This is a genomic window from Paenibacillus sp. strain BS8-2 (assembly GCF_054483835.1).
The window spans coordinates 2,543,620-2,562,299 of the sequence record NZ_CM137010.1 but is presented as its reverse complement, the minus strand read 5'-3'; the positions used below and the strand labels follow the sequence as shown (position 1 = coordinate 2,562,299).

15 protein-coding genes and 1 riboswitch are annotated in these 18,680 nt (G+C 46.9%); of the genes, 9 read left to right on the top strand and 6 right to left on the bottom strand.

What is annotated here, in order from left to right; genetic code table 11:
- Positions 1-34: 34 nt before the first annotated feature.
- Complete coding sequence (locus tag ACX1C1_RS11140; protein WP_458957140.1) at positions 35-1,276, top strand: ISL3 family transposase; 1,242 nt, start codon at positions 35-37, stop codon at positions 1,274-1,276.
- 336 nt (positions 1,277-1,612) lie between these two features.
- On the opposite strand, the gene ACX1C1_RS11135 is transcribed toward ACX1C1_RS11140, so the two are convergent.
- Positions 1,613-2,917, bottom strand: coding sequence for an IS1380 family transposase (locus ACX1C1_RS11135; protein ID WP_458957139.1), 1,305 nt, complete (start codon positions 2,915-2,917; stop codon positions 1,613-1,615).
- A 19-nt stretch (positions 2,918-2,936) separates the two neighbouring features.
- Here ACX1C1_RS11135 and ACX1C1_RS11130 point away from each other — a divergent pair, with 19 nt between their 5' ends.
- Positions 2,937-3,419: a hypothetical protein gene (locus tag ACX1C1_RS11130; RefSeq protein WP_458957138.1), complete on the top strand. Its 483-nt coding sequence runs from the start codon at positions 2,937-2,939 to the stop codon at positions 3,417-3,419.
- A gap of 24 nt (positions 3,420-3,443) precedes the next feature.
- Complete coding sequence (locus tag ACX1C1_RS11125; RefSeq protein WP_458957137.1) at positions 3,444-3,590, top strand: helix-turn-helix domain-containing protein; 147 nt, start codon at positions 3,444-3,446, stop codon at positions 3,588-3,590.
- 333 nt (positions 3,591-3,923) lie between these two features.
- Here ACX1C1_RS11125 and ACX1C1_RS11120 read toward each other — a convergent pair whose 3' ends face one another.
- The gene (locus ACX1C1_RS11120) at positions 3,924-4,775 is read right to left on the bottom strand and encodes a sugar phosphate isomerase/epimerase family protein (protein WP_458957136.1); all 852 of its coding nucleotides are present in this window, start codon (positions 4,773-4,775) and stop codon (positions 3,924-3,926) included.
- A gap of 44 nt (positions 4,776-4,819) precedes the next feature.
- A complete protein-coding gene (locus tag ACX1C1_RS11115) occupies positions 4,820-5,656 on the bottom strand; it encodes a phytanoyl-CoA dioxygenase family protein (protein ID WP_458957135.1) in 837 nt (278 codons plus the stop codon).
- Between the two features lie 140 nt (positions 5,657-5,796).
- Between ACX1C1_RS11115 and ACX1C1_RS11110 the strand changes: the two genes are divergently transcribed.
- The 3 genes from ACX1C1_RS11110 to ACX1C1_RS11100 all read left to right on the top strand — a co-directional run bounded on the left by ACX1C1_RS11110 (position 5,797) and on the right by ACX1C1_RS11100 (position 7,381).
- On the top strand, positions 5,797-6,603 hold the full coding sequence (locus ACX1C1_RS11110; RefSeq protein ID WP_458957134.1) for an AraC family transcriptional regulator: 807 nt from the start codon (positions 5,797-5,799) through the stop codon (positions 6,601-6,603).
- 147 nt (positions 6,604-6,750) lie between these two features.
- Complete coding sequence (locus tag ACX1C1_RS11105) at positions 6,751-7,074, top strand: type II toxin-antitoxin system Phd/YefM family antitoxin (protein WP_458957133.1); 324 nt, start codon at positions 6,751-6,753, stop codon at positions 7,072-7,074.
- Positions 7,061-7,381, top strand: a complete 321-nt coding sequence (locus tag ACX1C1_RS11100; RefSeq protein WP_458957132.1) for a type II toxin-antitoxin system RelE/ParE family toxin — start codon at positions 7,061-7,063, stop codon at positions 7,379-7,381. The genes ACX1C1_RS11105 and ACX1C1_RS11100 overlap by 14 nt, the downstream gene beginning before the upstream one ends.
- Before the next feature lie 49 nt (positions 7,382-7,430).
- Here ACX1C1_RS11100 and ACX1C1_RS11095 read toward each other — a convergent pair whose 3' ends face one another.
- From ACX1C1_RS11095 to ACX1C1_RS11085, 3 genes are all read right to left on the bottom strand, one after another.
- Positions 7,431-7,856 (bottom strand): GNAT family N-acetyltransferase, encoded by a 426-nt coding sequence (locus ACX1C1_RS11095; RefSeq protein ID WP_458957131.1) that lies wholly within the window; start codon positions 7,854-7,856, stop codon positions 7,431-7,433.
- 79 nt (positions 7,857-7,935) lie between these two features.
- Positions 7,936-8,907, bottom strand: coding sequence for a right-handed parallel beta-helix repeat-containing protein (locus ACX1C1_RS11090; protein ID WP_458957130.1), 972 nt, complete (start codon positions 8,905-8,907; stop codon positions 7,936-7,938).
- A 211-nt stretch (positions 8,908-9,118) separates the two neighbouring features.
- Positions 9,119-10,036, bottom strand: a complete 918-nt coding sequence (locus tag ACX1C1_RS11085) for a DMT family transporter (RefSeq protein WP_458957660.1) — start codon at positions 10,034-10,036, stop codon at positions 9,119-9,121.
- 175 nt (positions 10,037-10,211) lie between these two features.
- Positions 10,212-10,361: riboswitch (FMN riboswitch) on the bottom strand.
- A gap of 234 nt (positions 10,362-10,595) precedes the next feature.
- On the opposite strand from ACX1C1_RS11085, the gene ACX1C1_RS11080 reads away from it, so the two are divergent.
- The 3 genes from ACX1C1_RS11080 (at position 10,596) to ACX1C1_RS11070 (ending at position 18,611) form a co-directional block, all read left to right on the top strand.
- Positions 10,596-11,288, top strand: a complete 693-nt coding sequence (locus ACX1C1_RS11080; RefSeq protein WP_458957129.1) for a queuosine precursor transporter — start codon at positions 10,596-10,598, stop codon at positions 11,286-11,288.
- 320 nt (positions 11,289-11,608) lie between these two features.
- Positions 11,609-15,910 carry an AAA family ATPase gene (locus ACX1C1_RS11075; RefSeq protein ID WP_458957128.1) on the top strand — a complete coding sequence of 1,434 codons (4,302 nt, stop codon included), beginning with the start codon at positions 11,609-11,611 and terminating at the stop codon, positions 15,908-15,910.
- A gap of 196 nt (positions 15,911-16,106) precedes the next feature.
- Positions 16,107-18,611, top strand: coding sequence for an RCC1 domain-containing protein (locus ACX1C1_RS11070; protein ID WP_458957127.1), 2,505 nt, complete (start codon positions 16,107-16,109; stop codon positions 18,609-18,611).
- Positions 18,612-18,680: the final 69 nt, after the last annotated feature.

Genomic DNA, 18,680 nt, shown 5'->3' with positions numbered 1-18,680 from the left:
GTAAGTCCGACCAAACAACAAAAGGAATAGACAGATGCAAACACAGTATATCAATGAATTGCTCCATTTGCCAGAGCTGAAAATTCACCAAATTTTGTCCATCAATGCCGATGAGCTTCATATAGAAGCTCATCCACTAGACGACAAGCAATGCTGCGCATGCTGCGGATCTGTTCAAAATGTCATCCGCAAAGGAAGCAATGACATGCGGGTCATTCGTCATCTTTGTGTATTTGAGAAAAAAACCTATCTGCACGTGCCGTCCATTCGGATGTATTGTACACGCTGCGAAGTTGGGTTTGTTTGGTCCTATGAATTCGTCGGCTCCAAGCAGCGTTACAACAGGCTCTTTCGCTCCCATACCGTCGAACATGCTCTTGGTTCCACGGCTGCGCATAGTGCCCGAATGCAACAAGCGCCGGCCAGTACCGTACAACGCATGCATAACGAGGCGGTTCCAGTGGAATGCGAGCGAATCTATGATCGCGTGTGGGAAGACGCACGCGAAACAGCAGATCTGGTTTTGGGTGTCGATGACTTTGCCATTAAGAAAGGTCATACGTATAACACCGGCATTCACAACCTTAAAGGCGAGACCATGCTGGACTTGCTACCGGGTCGAAAGCTAGAGGATTTGCGGGCTTATTCCAAGGAACACCCTGAGTTCAAGCTACTCAAACCCAAAGCGGTGGTTATGGACTTGGCCCGGGCTTATCATACCTGGATCAGCGAGTGCTTTCCGAGTGCCATCCGCATCGCGGATCGGTTTCATGTTCACGGCTATGTGATCGAAAGCGTGCAAGATGTTCGAAAATCCGTTCAGCACACGCTGTCGCCGCGGGCTAAGGCGTATCTTAAGGCTAACCATCGTTTGCTGAATTCGCAGGCGGAATCCCTTGGTGAAGAAGGCAGAAAGCGATTGGAAACACTGCTGAATTACTCTCCGCTTCTTCGCCGTGTATGGGAATGGAAAGAAGCGTTTACGACCTGGTATGACTGCTCTCCCAGCTTTTCCGTTGCCGAACTGGGATTTGAGCGTTGGTGTGAACAAGGCAATCGAATCGATCATGATGCGGTGCGAAGTACCCTCAAGACCATGAGCAATTGGAAAGAGGAGATTACGAACTACCATAAATGCCGTTGGACGAACGCGACCGTTGAAGGTCGCCATAATCGTATTAAAGCCTTCCAACGCCGCCACTACTTCACGCGGAATCGTAGTCGCTATAAAGCAGGCATTCTCATTGAATGCAACCGACATCGGATGTCGGGCTAATAGTCAAGCACTGATTTTGAGGTTGAGCCACAATTGAAAAGATTCCTCTAGACATTTGGGAACCTTTAAAGGAGTTATATTCATGAAATTTGATTTCTTTCTTAAAGTAATAAAAGATCGAAATAACTTAGAATATGACTTTACTCATTTGATTTTAACCTGAATTACGAAAGCCTATAAAACTAAGCCGTGTCTGTTGCGTGAACCGGGAATATCAACCAGTTCTGGTGGAACGAATTTACTAGAATACGCTTAGAGGCGAAATGAAGCCACAGATTCCCCCTCCCCACGCGAAGAGGCAACGGCATTTTCCAAGACTAATTATGGGATTATTCGTTATTCCAGTAAAATACTTTTTCGTTCCATGTGCAGCCACGCCCATCGGTTTTGGAACGCTTCCGCCAACTTTAAGGTCAACTGGCGGCCGCTTCGTACGAGCACACCTGCACAATGGATGAACTCTCTGCGAAAGCGTTGGATGGTAAACGATCGATGAATCGGATCGCAACATTGAAGTTTGAAGCGTTCAAACACATTGTAAGCCAAAAGCTTGAGCAGAAGGTCAATCTCGTTGGCAGCAAACGACTGTGTCGGGATACGATGAATGGCAAAGCCGTTCTTCCCTTCCTTGATGTAGTTCTCCATGCAGCAACGCTGGTTGTAGAAGCGCCATACATCAATGGCTTCCCACGCTTCGGTGGTCACCATCGCTTCATACTGCCAGAGAAGATCCAGTTCAAGCTGAGGATGATCGTCCGCATATCGTTGCATCTTGCGAATGACAGCCACACGCCTTGTCTTGTCCCAAGTTGTAGCTTTGTAATACAGGACGATGCCTTCGATGATCCAATCCTCATCATCGACGAAACGAGTCCAGTGCTCGCATGCATGTACTTGCTCGGCGAGACGGTTCGTCCATTTCAGCTTGCCGACGTAGCCGATGGACTTCGATTCCCAGAACGCATAAAAGTCTTCGCCGCCAAAGCCCTTGTCAAATCGGACATGACTAACTTTTCGCTCGCTCATTAGTTGTAGTGTTTGCTCGGCGAATGGAAGAACATCCTTGGAGCTGCTTGTGTTACCGGATCGGAGCATGGCATTAACGAGAAGCCGTGATTGTCCTTCAAAGACGAGAAGGGGATGATAGCTTTTTCGTCCCCGCTTATGGCTATTGACGCCAACAGCAGCACCTTGTTGATGGCCATAAACGGTTTCAACGGATGAATCCAAATCGAGAATAGAACATTCGGGCAGCGCCGGAGCAATGATGTCGAAGTTGAACGCGCGCAAGCCAGGTAGGAAGGATTCCTGTGACTTGCCAAAGCGAAGCAACTCCTTGTTCAATAATGTATGATGAGGCAAGCGGCCGCCAAGTGCATGACGAATAAGAGCATCCTGCTGCAGCGATTTAAAATGAAAGAGACGTTCGCATCCGAGCAACCAGCCTATTACGAGGTACTGAAGGATACGATGGGTAGGGAATAAAGCATTGGCTGCTTTTGAAAGACCCAGGGTCTGAAAAGCCTGGCTCAAGCCGATTGTTTCGAGAAACGCCAGGACTACCTTGCTGCCTGCAAGATTTGTTGCATTTCTCATAGAAAATTCCGTTTTCAAGTTCGCGATTTTTGTGGTAGACTTCACCTTATGGGTGCTCCTCTCTTTGGGTGATGTTGTCTTCGCAAACACCATTCTACCAAAGATGTGGGCACTTTTTTATATTTTTATGAGAGAGTACTTTCGTAATTCAGGTTTAAATAAAAACGAAAGAGTAATTGAATTTATTAAATATAATGAAGATGAAATTGTTATAAAGGTTGACGGTATTGAGTTTGCAATTAAGTCATTCATTTCATTATACAACTTGTTTGATGCTATTCAAAAAAATAAATATTACCATATGTCGAATCCGTATCGAGTCGTAATAATTGATCATATCTTTGAAGTTAACAAAGTCTCGAACACTGAAGAGTGTTACGATTTAATTTTTGAAGAATTGTTCAAGTTTTTCCATGTCGTATTAATTGAAGAAAGAAAAAGTGATGGAACTATTGAAAATTCTTTGTCTAAACTAGCCCTAAACACAGAGGACATTATTATTGATGGGAGATGCTATCTTGTATTTTGTGATCCTAGTACATTATAACTCAATGCCCTGTCTAACCTTGTAGTGAATAACATCCATAAACACGTTACACATATTGCCCTCGAAACCGGCTTTCAGTCGCCCAGCTACTTCATTAAACAATTTAAATTGGCCAAAGGCATACCGCCCAAACAATACAGGAAAGTGATGCTTGGGCAGGATGCTGGGTAGCGTCAAATAAATTGTTCAAGACGGTCGGGATATCCAATAGGACGATGGTATAAGTGATGTTCGAATGCTCTGACAGTATTGCAAAGGGTCGGATATAACCTCCACTCTTGTCGGTAATTACTGGTTACTCAAAGGGCTGTGGGTGGCTCTTTCAACGCTGCTGGGTAATTGTAGATTGTGAGCAAAACCACGACAATACAACTGTGACTCGACCCGACTATGTGACGCCAACGTATGTAAAATTCTACATACAATGAGCCTCGAACGTTATGAGTTCGATAAGCAGAAGTGATGCTGCAAGGGTACCGTTCAAGAGCACCAACGAGCTCGACACTACGATGATCCTTGTTTGTCCGCTTCATGCTCCGCAGCTGCCGCCATTGCCCACGCCTGTTCGGCCATCTTCTTTAGAATAAGCGCCTGCTTCCATCGGTCGGATAGCTCAGCATCACCCGATGTCATTGCATACGGCGGCGGACCAAGCTCGCACACAAAGGGCAGTACGTCACCAGGCACCGCTTCCTTCATCCAATTCTGCATGCATTGCGACCACCAAAGTACGAACCTTGCGGAGCATGGATCGTCGCCCGCCTCTTCGATCGCAAGCTGAATCTGCTGCCCATTAGATATTCGGCCATGAATGCACGAGGACCGCATAAACAACGACTGGAACCGTTGATCTGCCACGCTTATGTCCTCCTCCATCGTCATCTCGCCTGCGAGTACATAATGGGATAGGTCCAGCGTCAGGCGCAGCTCTGGCAACGCCTCGAGGTACAGCAGCGTACGGAGCAAATCCTGCGTAATTTTGCCTCGATGCGTCTCCACGAACATCGGAATTCCAACGCGCGCTGACGACTTAACCAATTCGTCAAGCAACTGGATGGCAGAATCCCCGGTCACGAAACTATTCGCGACCTGCGCGTTCGCGTATTGAACGCCAAGAGCTTGGCAACGCTCTAACATTGGTAGATAGGTCTCGGACGATATCGGAAAACTTTGCACGCCCCATTGCAAGCCATACTTCCGCAGCAGTCGGGCCCAATCGTTATCTTTGCCCCGCTCTGGCAAACGGCTTAATATTCCTGCGAATCCCGCCTCCGCTGCTCGCACCAGCTTCTTCTCGATTAGCACACTGTCATCCTTTGGCTCGCTTATCGCCCACCAGGACTGATGTACTTCCATACGCGGCGAGTTGCTCGATCCATCGTTGATATGCTTTAAGGATCTTAACATTCAGCGCCGGACATTTCATTGGTAAACGTTCGTTTGTACTCCTGCGGACTGAGCTTTACCGCGGATTCACCGACATAATGAAATTGCAGGGCACGACGCCGTTTCGGCGACATGTTATAGGGTGTCCCGTGCTTCAGCAAACCATGGAAGAGCATTAACCCTCCAGGCGGCAGAGGTACAGCTACGTCCTTCTCGACGGCTACATGCGTATCGCATAGCTGCCAATCGCGCACGGCGTAATGCGGCGTCGCTCCATCGGCATGTGATCCCGGCAGCACATGCATACAGCCATTGTCTAGTGCCGCCTCGTCGAGCGCTATCCATACGCCGACGACAGGTTTATTGTAGGCCAGATTGCCATAGGCCATATCCTGATGCCACGGCTTCTCTCCGCCTCCGTGCGGGGGCTTCAACAGCGCCATGTCCTGCACCAGCTTCGGCTTTTCTCCCAAGATTGACTCCACTGCGCCCAGGATGCCCGGATGATAGGCTACATGACGAAGGCGATCATCCTGTTCAGCGAACTGATGCACCTTGCGGACGGCCAGCTCTCTCTCCTCATTCGTCTTTAACTCGCTCGACGGCTTCGAGAATTGTATCGACGCACCTTTGGTATCCACAAAAATCATTTCCATTAGAGCTTCGATTGCATGCCGTACATCATCTGTCCCCAGCACCTGCTCGACTGCCAGATAACCGACATCCTTATACTCCTTCCACTCCTTCTCCCCTAGTACATCCAGATTCGTGTAGGTCTTCGAGATATGATCATACCGATATAATCGTTCAGATATTTCCTCTGGCGTAAGTGCAATAGCTTCTTTCTTCATCTTCAGCACCACCTGTTTATATTATTTGTCACTTCCTTATCTCAATGATATAGTAATTTTCATGTAATCCAAATGTCTGATTTGATTAAACGATTTATACAATTTGACGGATAATCTAATGAAAAGGAGCTTGGATATCAATGAATAATTTTCCATTATCCATATCTGGAGATGCCTACGGCAAAGTAACCTGTGAGCGCGGGTGGAAGTGGAAACGCAGCGACCAACCGTTCCAGGATTATGATTTGTGGTATGTATGGCGAGGAGAAGGATGGCTGGTTCTAAATGGCGAGGAACGTCCCATTACTCAGAACCAGTGTTATTTGTTCCGTCCGGGCGATCGGGTGGACGCATGGCATAATCCCGATCGTCCGCTCGTCGTGACCTATATTCATTTTACATCAGAAGGGGGACGTTCATGGTTGTCCTCGCTCCCATCCCGATTCGAATTGCGTTCGCCGTTCGCTTTTGAAGTTTATTTAGAGCGACTCGTACACGCGATGACCTGCCGTGAGCACCGTTACGAGGAGGAGACCGACATGCTGCTTCGACTCCTTCTGCTAGGCTTAGAGCGGGAGAGCTTGTCAGGCGATAAGGTTACCGGCCACGGTCGAAATTCCCATCTCGATACGATGAATATGATCGCCGCTTCAATTAGAGAGAATCCCGGTCAGGTCGGGTCGATAGCTGATCTGGCGAAGCAGGCCTTCCTCTCCCCACGCTACTTCTCCATGAAATTTAGAGAGACGATGGGTCAAACGATTGAGAGTTATATTATTGAGAAAAGGATTGAGCGCGCTGAGCTGTTATTGAGCCAGCACGGGATGACGGTCGGAGAAGTAGCAGATGCGTTAGGCTACCAGAATATTTATTATTTCAGCAAACAATTCAAGAAGGTGCGGGGCTATAGCCCCTCCAGAGCTGGAGGACGCGGCACAAACAACTGAACCAGCGGATGGGCCTTACGAAGATGTGGCATTTATCAATCCCCTCCTCCTCGAGACTTCTCATCCCGCACTTGGTTACATCTATTCCTAACGAGAGAAGCGGAGAAACATGATGATGTGCTTACAGCTTTTCAGCCATTTTAACTAATGTCATTATTATGTTATAATTATGATGTTATTTTAAATGGAAAGGGTGGCTCGACTATGCCTCATATAAGACCAATAACGGATTTGAGAAACACAACCGAAATCTCAGACCTATGCCATAAACAAGATGAACCCATTTTTATTACCAAAAATGGGTATGGAGATTTAGTTGTCATGAGCATTGAAACCTATGAACGTCAAATGGCACTAGCCGAAATGTATAGAAAGCTGGCTGAAGCAGAAAAGCAGATTGCCGACGGCGTGCCATTATTGGACGGAGAAGCTGTTTTCAAGAAATTGAGAGAGAAGCATGGGAACAAGTGATTTCAGCGTCAAATTCACTGCTTGGGCAAACGATGATCTTGAGGAGATATACAGCTATATCTCTTCACAGTTGTTCGCACCAGTCGCCGCCGACAAGCTTTTAGATAACATTCAACTCCATGTAATGAAACTTGCAAGCTTCCCTTATTCAGGCAGCCCGTTACTAGATAAGTTTTTACAAGTTAAAGGCTATCGCAAACTCGTTGTTGATAACTACGTTATATTTTATTTAATTGATGAATCAGACTGTCAGGTTGTCATTATGCGAATTCTATATGGTGCACAAAATTATCGGGAATTGCTATAGCTCTGCTACATCGAAGACTATGGCCAAGTGAGAAGCGAGTGCTGCAGCATTACACGAGATGCGTATCCCTCGAGAATACGGAAAAGCCGCTTCTTTTCTCCCAGCCCGTTCGGCTCCAGAATTGCTGGCCCGTCTCATTATCGTCCAGTACGAAGATGTGGCATTTATCAATGCCCTCCTCCTCGAGACTTCTCATACACAGCTCCACCATTTGCTGCCCGATACGTTGATTACGATATTGCGGCAATACAGCCATATGGTGGAGATATCCTCTCCGTCCGTCATGTCCGCATAATATTGTTCCTGCAAGGACGCCTTCTGCTATGTACACCAAGCTGAGCCCGGCATTTCGTTTCAAATACATATCTATATTCGCCCTGGAATCAGCCTCGCTGATCGCCAAACCTTCGATACGCTCCCATAAGGCTATTAATTGATCGTAGTCATCGATGGTCATGACTCGAATTCCGTTCATACTCATCATCCTCCAACCGGCCATTACTTGGCATTCATAATATGTAAATATACACAAATGCCAAGCTGTAGGCTAGTCCCTAACCTCTATGATTTCGAATGATGATATTATGAATACCTTGATTCTTTACATTTTGGGGCGTATTACATCTCAAATGATTATCAAACACGAAGTTCGCTGTATGTGTGGGCCTGATCCAAACCCCGTTTCTGCTATTGTTCTCCACTCTATTGCTCTGAATATCATTAAAATCCGATCCCACAGCCACACCGCTAAGCTTATTGTTGCTCACTTCGTTATTGAAGGCCAGATTATAATTGGATTCGAACGATAAGCCGTTACCGTCGTTATCCACCGTTCGGCCATCGATTATCAGATTATTGGTGCTTCGGGCGCGCACTCCGCTCCTTCTGTTAGCAAGGATGTTATTATCATAAATCAGCGTATTATCCGACTCGCTCGTCAGTATGCCATCGTACCTGCTGCCTTCAATACGGTTGCCTATAACGGCATTATGCTGTCCGCGATAGACAACAATTCCGTATGCTGCACGATTCAGTACGTTCTGAATGACCCAATTGGCGGATGAGCCCTGCTGGATCCGAATGCCGACTCCCCTGCTCCTTCGGCCAATTCGAGTGATCTTGTTCCTCAGCAGCAAATTGCCTGTCGATAGACTGATCATGATCCCCGAAGGTCGCCCGCGATTCTTTCTCCCTCTTATTGCACGAATTTCATTCTCCAGAATACGGTGGGATTTCCCCCCTATGATGCGAATACCAACGGACATATAATTCTGAATGCTCAATCCATCGATTTCTACACCAGCGACACCATCCAGCACGAACGCCTCTCTCATGATGTTTCTTCCATCGAGAACCGCGCCATGTTTATGCTTCGCTACGATACGAAGGTTATTCTTCATCCCGCTAATCCTCACATGTTCATCGTAAATCCCCGGATGTACCAGAATCAGATCTCCTTCGTTTGCCGCATCCACCGCATCTTGAATCGCTGCCCGATGACCTGGGTACACCTCAAGAATAGCCATCACGTTCACCCCAACCCATTAGAATGTACTGTTACTAGTAGTAGATTCTTGTGGACTTCACAGGGTAACGACCTGATGACTATAGCTTAACGCCCTTTTTCAAATCTAACGCAAAAACATGCAGTCCCGAGTGAACAGGAACTGCACGTCATGAACGATTTATCGGAAGTGTTACCTCCCTGCTAGGTCAGCCCGCTCTTTCCATCATACCTTACGAATTATGATTCCGACCCAGCATCCACAACGTCATCCAGATCAGGAGGAACCCTAATAGTTGTCCCACGGTAAGCAGTTGGTCAAAAACAAACCAATTCACCATCACACCGACGGCCGGGAAAGATAATTCTGCTATCGTTGCATATGACGCTTTTGTTGAAGACAATCCCTTGTAATAAAGCAACAAGCTGCATAGGCCTGGCAAGAAGGCCTGGAATAACAAATTAAAAGCAATAAGCGCCCATATGCCCGTATCTCCGCCCCCCTGCCAAGCATCCCCGCTGTAGAGCAGCAAAGCTGTCAGGAGCGGAATCGCCAACAGAAATCGTAACGAAGTCACCAGATGGAAGCTAAGATTTTGTTGCAGCAGATATTTGCCCATTACAGTTGAACCACCCCATAACACTGCTGCTAGGATCGAATATAAGCTGCCTCCTGCAACGAGATCATGCCAGTTCATTCCCTGAGGCGCTGCAAGACCAAAGGTCAATAGATATGTTCCTACTAGCGCAACTGCTGCATAATAAATAAATTTGGAAGGAAGTGCTTCTCTCAGTACAATTCGAGCCATCACAATAGCAAACAATGGCTGCAGCTTCTGTAATAACAGAATCGCATTGGCATTGCCATGCGCAAAGGCCGTTGTGAACAAGATGGTCGCAATAGCCGAGCCGCCCCAAGAGATAAATAACAAGGCTCCGATCACGGCGAGCGTAAGCTTGCCTATCAACATATGCCGATATTTCACGAAGACAGGAATAGCGTATGCGGTAAGCAGCAGATGTTCGATAAAGACAATTTGTGCCGAGGTAAAGCTCTCCAGCAATAAGATTCGGAACAGCGGATCGAGACCCCAGAGCGTCGCTCCGAGCGCCACGTACCAGATTCCATTGATTGAGCCCATTTTACCCATCTTTTTGTTAAATTCCTGATGTTTCAAATTCCATACATCTTCCAATTCAAAAAAACCTCCCAAGGATTGTTTTTGAATTGAACCTCCTGAAAAAGCGACAATGCCCCCCGATGCGTCATCGAGGGGGCATTATCAAACAGACCTGTTAAATATCGTTCATTTAACAGTATCCATTGTTCACCTTCTCCCATCCGGACTATACCGTCGGCCTTGGAATCTCACCAAATCAGTCCCGTCTGCTCAAGCAGAGCGGGAGTCGCGGGCTTAGATACACGAACGTATCCTCACCGCCGGTAGGGAATTTCACCCTGCCCCGAAGGTTCATATTCTGTTGACGTGAATAATATCACAAACAATCTCAGAAGGGAACCACCGAATGCGCGGAAATCACAACAAATTCGCACCCCATGCCATCTGAATCCAATCCAGTTGGGGATATGCTCCAGTTAGATTTAGCTTTTCAAGCTTACAAAAAGCTGTTAGGATAGTGACTGGCTATAACGTCAGTCGCGGTTCGTAACCATCCCGCGTTACCAAAACTAAGGGGGCTTCTTTCAACATGTTTAATCTCTTATGGGGCGTGCTCTTTATGCTCGTCCACTTCGCTCTGTTCTTGCTGTGCTATCGCATGTTCGGCAAGAAGGGACTCTACGCCTGGATCGGATTTGCTACTGTTATCGCAAACATCCAGGTTACCAAAACAATCGAGATGTCCGTCGGCACGCTCGGCATTGTCATGACGCTGGGCAATACGATCTACACTTCCATCTATCTGTCAACGGATCTGCTTAACGAACGATACGGACAGCAATCAGCCAGACAAGCCGTATGGTTCGGCTTCTTCACACTCATCGCTTCGACGATTCTGATGCAGATGACGCTCGGCTTCGTCCCGCAGGCTGAGGACTTTGCCCATGAGCCGCTGACGGCCATATTTGGCTTTCTGCCGCAGGTGGCGGCCGGCAGCATGTGCGCCTACTTCGTCAGCCAATTTCTAGACGTTCGAGTATTTAGCTACCTTAAGGAAAAGTTCCCGGTACGCAACCAATTTTGGATTCGAATCAACGGCAGCTCGCTCGTCAGCCAATTCGTGGACTCCCTCGTCTTCTGTACGATCGCGTTCTACAAGATCCACTCCTTCGATATTTGGATTCAGATCTTCTTGACCACTTACTTGCTGAAGCTGCTTATTTCGTTCCTGGCGACGCCAATTCTCTACTGGGCAAGAAATATGAAGGTGCGCGAGGATTAATCCTCACGTGAGACAGGAGCCGCAAGGCTCCTTTGCTCTGGCTGGAATATCCGACTGATCCTCAAATGAAACTTTAGATCATCCACAACACAGCACCCGACACCAGCAGAGCCAGCAAACAGATGACCACGTTGATTCCATCGCCTCCTCGATTTTTTCCTCGTCATACAGCTCAAACTCGATTGAAAACTCCGAAAGGTTTATGCAACTCTAGCGGCAAGTACTCCATTGTCAGTTCATAGTGATCATAGATATAATAGAATATATCTTTTAATTCCATTATGTGCTATATAAATCAGGCTGGCTGGAGATAAACAAACATGACGACTCATAATGAACAACAATTACGTATATTATTGTCGAACGGCCCGCTGCAAATAGATGAGTTTTTGAAGTTATCCATTAACTTGACTGAAATCGTCCATAAGATTCATCAGCAGAACGAGACCATCGGTCATTTAAACCCCTCCACAATCTCTGTGGTAACATCACCATTCCGAATAAAGCTCACCGAAAACGTGTCGCAGAACATGGCCTATCGGTCACCTGAGCAATCCAATCTCATTGCGCGTAAGCCAGATCAACGAAGTGATCTGTATGCTCTCGGCATCATTTTCTATGAAATGCTCACATGCCGTTTGCCCTACAAACCGTTGCAGCACGAAGACTGGAATTATGCCCACCTCGTGCACAAACCGGCTTTGCTCCGTGAATCATCGCCTCAATTTCGGGAATCTGCATTAGAAGCCATTATCATGATATTATTGAAAAAAAATCCAGATAATCGATACCAGTCTGCCTATGGTTTGCTTATGGATCTAAAGCAGTTTGCTTCTACGCTCAATACCGAAGAACCTTTCCTATCGAATAAGTTAGGAATATATGATCGGATCAGCCAGTTCAGGTATCCATCCCATCTATTTGGACGAGCAGCAGCACTCGAGCAGCTTCAGCATGCATATCACAGAACCGCCCTTGGCGAGTTCGTCTCGGTAACCATAAAGGGCGCTCAAGGGACAGGCAAAACTTCGCTCGCAGCCGAATTTCAGCGTAAGGTTGCTGAGCTCGGCGGGACATATATCCATGCGCAGTGCGAGACCGCGCAACAGAGTGACCCTTATAAGCCAATCCTACAAGCATTAACCGTATGGTTCAATCAACTATGGAGCTCTCTCCCCCATGAGATTCAGACGATAAAAGCCAACATTCAGCGTGAATTGGGCCATCGGTCTGTCCTGCTCGCTGAGCTTCTGCCAGAGGCGAAATTATTATGGGAGGGCGAAGCGAGCTCCTTTGATACTGTGACAGATTCTGAACTTCAACCGGAGGCGCTGCTCTATTCGCTGATCCGCGGCATTACGCAGTGCGGAGCACCGCTTGTATTATTGTTGGACGATGTGCAATGGCTAGATCCGGAATCATTGGCGCTTATTCACCAGCTTACGAATGAACGTAACATGAACGGGATGCTGCTTGTTACTTCTTCTACTTCTGAGAATTCACAATCGGTTCCAGCACCTTATCAAGGGAACGCAGATGACGTCGCAATCGTACTGGACAACTTGCAGTATGACGAGGTCAGACAGCTGCTCTCCAAGATCGTGCATGATGAATCGCCTCGTCTACAATCGCTGGCAAGATCCGCCTATCACAAGACGGAAGGTCATCCCGAACGACTTCGCAAGCTGCTAAAGGGATGGCATCGAGATAGACAGCTATATTACGATACGAACCTGCATCAATGGATGTGGCAGGAAGAAATCCTCGTGATGGCGGATGAGCCGCGGCAGGTTATACGTCTATTCGAGGATAACTACTTAAGCTTCTCGGAACAAACGAAACAATTACTAGCCGTTGCATCGGTGATCGGCATGCGGTTTTCATCGTCGCTTCTAGCTATCATTTGCGAGTGCACCGCCGCTGAAGCAGAACAACACCTGAAGCTCGCTGAACAGCACGGCATGATTAGCTGTGATGACGAATCGTCATATTCCTCAGATAACGGGAGCATTTATGCGTTCGCCTACAATTCATTCCAACAATTCCTATATGCGACTCTCGATGGTGATCAAGCCAAGTGGCATCTCACAATCGGAAGAGCGTTGCAAAGCTGGCATTCCAAAGAAGAGCCTGCTGTCTTTCTAGCGTCAGCCCATCATTTGTATCAAGGCTCGGTCTTAATGACCGACCTGGAAAAGCGAGAGCTGGCCGTCTTACACGAAAGAGCTGGCGAACAAGCCGTACAATTGCAGAGATATCAAGATGCCAAACGATTCTATGAACAGGGCCTGAAGCTGTTGCATGCCGAAGGAAATGATCCCGATGAATTCACTTGCCGATTGACGCTGCAATATGCAGCCTGCCTGTACTATTGCGCGGAGATTGAACAATCGAAAACAACGTATTTGAAACTAATTCCATATGCATATCTGTTGTCCGACAAAGATCGAGCCTTCCTTTCGATCTCCCAAATCAACATGAATGCGCTAGAAAACAACGAACAAGCTGTTATGTACGGCCAGGAAGCACTCGCCCGATATGGTTGGAAGGTTCCGCGCTCCATCTCTCAAGTCTCTTTGCTGAAAGAAATTATCGTTACACAGCGTACGCTTCGTAACGTTCGAACCCAGCTGTCTAAATTGCCTGATGGACAGCATGATGAAGCCTATATGACGACAGCCGAGCTTGTATTAAGTTTAAGCTTGCCTTGGCTTATTCATAATCCTTCGCAATTTCTATGGCTGATGACCAAATTTATTCGGTATGGCTTGAAAAAGGGGTTGTCCGATTCGTTAATTAGCCTCATTTGCATGTACGAAATGATCATTCAGCGATCGATTCCGGGTTTGTACGACCTGATGCGAACAGAGATCATGGAGCCCATGTATGCGGTTAGCGACGTCAGTGCCAAGCGGCAATATCGGCTTCTTTTTTTCCTAGGGCTGTTCAAGCAATTAAATTATCCCCAGGAGTCGGCGCAAGATTTGCACAAAGTAATGCGTAGAGCAGTAGATAGCGCTGACGCAATCACCGCTAACCTAGCTATGATCGCATGTATCATTACACATAACGGTAGTGTTCGGGATTTGGATAAACTGCTGTCCTACATTCAAGATGAGTCGCCAACGATTCCGGATGATAAGACGCTGACGCTTCGCTCGGTAGCCAAGCAGTATTCCGATGCCTTGCAGGATGAACATGCACTTCGCCGTTATGTGAGCGCGGCAGCACGCCCGGATCAAACAAAGGACGATAATTATAGCTGTATTTGCAAGCTGGAAGCCGCTTATCTGGCCGGAGCCTATGCTGATGCATTACACTGGGCTAATGGGGCAAGAATGCTCGAATTTCCGCTGGACTGGGTGCAGAATCGCAAATTGCGCATCTATGAAGCACTGGCGCTCGCAGGCTTGGCCACAGATCTAGCATTGAAAGAAAGACGCAGCACCATCAACAAGCTGAAACGACTTTCTCGTAAAATGAACAAGTGGAAAGGGATTTTCGGCCAAAGCTCTGCCATGTATAGCCTTATTCAAGCGGAGTCGAATCGACTGTCCGGCCACACCAACGACGCCCTGCTAGCTTATGAAGAAGCCATTAAGACAGCCAAAGAGGAAGGTCATGGCCTCTCGGAAGCGATTGCGAACGAACGTTTATCGCTCTTTTACGAGGAAACGGGCAGCCCCATCGGCGCTGCGATCTCAGTAATGAATGCCTGTATGGCGTATTCGGATTGGGGCGTTCTGGCAAAGGTCAATTTGCTCAAAGCAAAGAGCCCGGAGCTATGGCGCATGACAGCCGGTATACATGAGCCGCACAATCAATCGCCAATTGAACGAAATGAATCGGAGAAAATCAAACATGTACTGCCGAGCTCGGAACAAATCCTGTCGCAGAACGAAGGAAACCTGCTGCAGCAAATCTCTAGTTGGACTGTTGAGGGCGACGATTCGGCACTTATACGGAATTTTATGGAGACTGCAGGCCTGCAAGTCGGCGCTGACCGAGTCCTGCTGATACATGCTGATGATGATAGATTTCATGTCACAGCATCAATTGGAACCAATGATCGTTCCAGCAGCGCTGACATCTATGCGGAGTCTATTGTCCGGCAGGTGTACAATACCGGCCAACCTGTCTGTGTAGGCCATGCGGCATCAAGCTCTTATGCCAAAGATAGGTATATTAGCCAACTGGCACCTCAAGCGATCCTGTGTATGCCATTCCATGTAAGGGCAGATCAGCATCCGCAATTGCTGTATTTAGAAAATACGTTAACGCCTGATGTGTTCTCGGAGAGAAGTTTGAATATATTAGAGCTGTTGATTAACCGAGTCGTTTATATGTCCTTCTTGAAACAAAGTACCATTAAGGAACAGGAGGCTCACCTCTCCACGATACGGAACGAAATGAAAAACAGAGAGCTTACCGAACCACTGACATCTCGTGAAATGGATGTCCTGCTTGTAATAGCCGACGGTCTCTCCAACAAGGAGATCGGTGAACATCTGGGCATCAGCGAAGCTACAGTGAAAACCCATATCTTCAACATCTATGGAAAGCTTGCGGTCAAACGCCGCAGCCAGGCGATTGCGCGAGCCAAAGAACTGGATTTGATCTGACATACACAATACATGCGGTAAACAACAAAAGCAGCCAAGCCATAGGCTGCTTTTGTGCATTCAGGAGGCATTTCCCCTTGTTATTTCGACATTTTCTGACCATCTACAACTTTCGGTTGATCCGCCTCATCCTCCTATTCTATATACTAGGGACGATTATGAATTCACATTATTCGACACAGGAGGTTTGAAAAGGATGTTTTTGTATGGCAAACACGCAAAACAAAAATCAAATAAAGGACAATATTTGAAATTGCTGATCCTGGCCTTATTGATCAGTCTTGTTCAACCAGCGCTGAGCGCACCATCGTATGTTTCTGCAGATGTGGAACCAGTTCCGCAAGGAGCGTATTCTTTCGGGTTTGATGGTAATGGGAAATTAGGACGTAGTTCGTCCAATTATTCGTCACCTCGAGAGGTCAGAGTATTGTCCGACCTTAAGAAAATTGCGGTAGGTTATGATCACAACCTCGCTTTAACCAAACAAGGAGAGGTTTTCTCATTTGGTAATAACTATCCTGGACCATTAGGGCTAAGCACAAACAATGTCTACTCTACCCCGACACTGATTCCAGGTCTATCTGACATTGTAGATGTTGCAGCCGGACAATATCATTCTCTCGCCTTAACCGTAACGGGCCAGGTCTACTCCTTCGGGGCGGCTGGCGGTAGTGGCATCAACTTTGGCCAGCTCGGACATGGTGATCTGGTTGGTAAAACAACCCCAACTTTAATTACAAATTTGCCAGAGATTTCTGCAATCGCAGCGGGAGCGAATCATTCTCTTGCATTAACTGTTACCGGAGAGGTCTATTCCTTTGGCAAAGGGAGCAATGGACAACTAGGACACGGTAATAACTTATCGTTGTCTGAGCCTAAGAAAATTTCTGAGCTAGAAGGTACAACGGTAATAGCGATATCTGGAGGAGGTAATCATTCCCTTATATTAACAGATAGTGGCGAAGTCTATTCCTTTGGTGAGGGAGACTATGGCCAATTGGGACATAACAATACTTTGAGCCAGTCGACGCCTCGTCTCATTGCGGGATTAGACGGTCTATCGGTAACTGCAATATCAGCCGGTGAAAGACACTCCCTGGTATTAACAGAGAATGGCGAAGTATATTCGTTTGGCGGAAAAGCTGTTTGGGCAACTTATGGGGGATTGGGGCATGGCAGCGAAATCCAAAGTCAGCTCGTTCCAAAAAAAATTGAATCTTTAGAAGATATCACCATAGCAGCTATCTCAGCCGGAACTGATTTCTCTCTTGTCTTAACAACTGATGGCGACGTTTATTCCTTTGGAGATGGAGGTTCGGGACAATTAGGACATGGCGATAACGAAAGCTTAAGCGTCCCTAAAGCAATAGATTTCGACAGAGTCGTTACTTCAATTGCTGCCGGCAATAATCACTCTATGATCATCTCTACTATAAACAGTAGAATTAATTCAAATTACCCAGGCAACCCGACTTATGCAGAATTCGATAAAAATATCGCGGTTTATACAGATCTATCCATTGAACTGCAATTAAACGGCGATCAATTTACAGGTATTTCATATGATTCAACCCCATTGGTTGAGGAAACAGACTACACCATTACCGGCTCTACTGTTACGATCAAAAAGGAATTTTTGCGCACATTTGAAGCAGATGAATTCCAAACTTTGACATTTGAATTTGATGCAAGTCCATCCGTAGGCTTAGATCTGTATGTAAGAGACAGCTCACCGGATGATGCTGACTTAAGTGATCTTCAAGTGGATGGGATAACGGTGACCGACTTTGATACCGATGATACAGGACCTTATCAAGTCAGCATCCCTTACGCGCAATCATTAGTAGTCATTAACCCTGTAACATCCGATCCGCTTGCTGAGGTTCAAGTGGCAGGAAACACGAATCTTGTTGTCGGTGACAATACGATTACGGTTACCGTAACTGCTCAAAAGGGAAATTCGAAGGTTTATAGAATCATCGTCACTCGGGCAGCTGATTCGAACAACAACAACAACAACAACAACAACAACAACAACAACAACAACAACAACAACAACAACAACAACAACAACAACGGCGGCGATTCCAGCGGGAATGGAGGCACTCCAACTCCAACATCAACACCAGCACCAACGCCAGCACCTACAGTTCCTCCAACTGATAAAGTTGTCTTCACCGATATCACTGGTCACTGGGCTGAAGAGAAAATCAAGCAAGCTGCTTCCCAAGGAATCGTATCCGGTTATTCGGATGGAACCTTCAAACCAGATGCAACGATTACACGCGCCGAATTTACTGTGATGTTAATGAACGCCCTTAAGCCAAAAGATGCGGGCATTGCGCTCAACTTCAACGATAACGATCAGATTGACGCATGGGCATTACGTGCAGTAGCTCAGTCTGTAGCGGCAGGTATCGTGACAGGTTATACCGATGGCTATTTCCGTCCAACCGCTAATATTACACGCTCTGAGCTTGCAGCCATGATCGCTCGTGCGTACGAAGCCAAATTAACAGCCGCAGATTCTACAGGCTTTGTTGATGACGGGGATATTCCGGCATGGGCCAAGTCCGCGATCCTTGCAGTGAAAAACGCGGGTATTGTTGCAGGAATTGGCAATAACACATTCGCACCTTATGCAACAGCAACAAGAGCAGAAGCCATCGAGATGATTATGAATTTGCTTAAGGTGAAGTAATCCTCTCGCCATTTAATATCAATAAAAGTAAAACACCTTAAGGAAATGTCACCCTATCATTGGGATAGG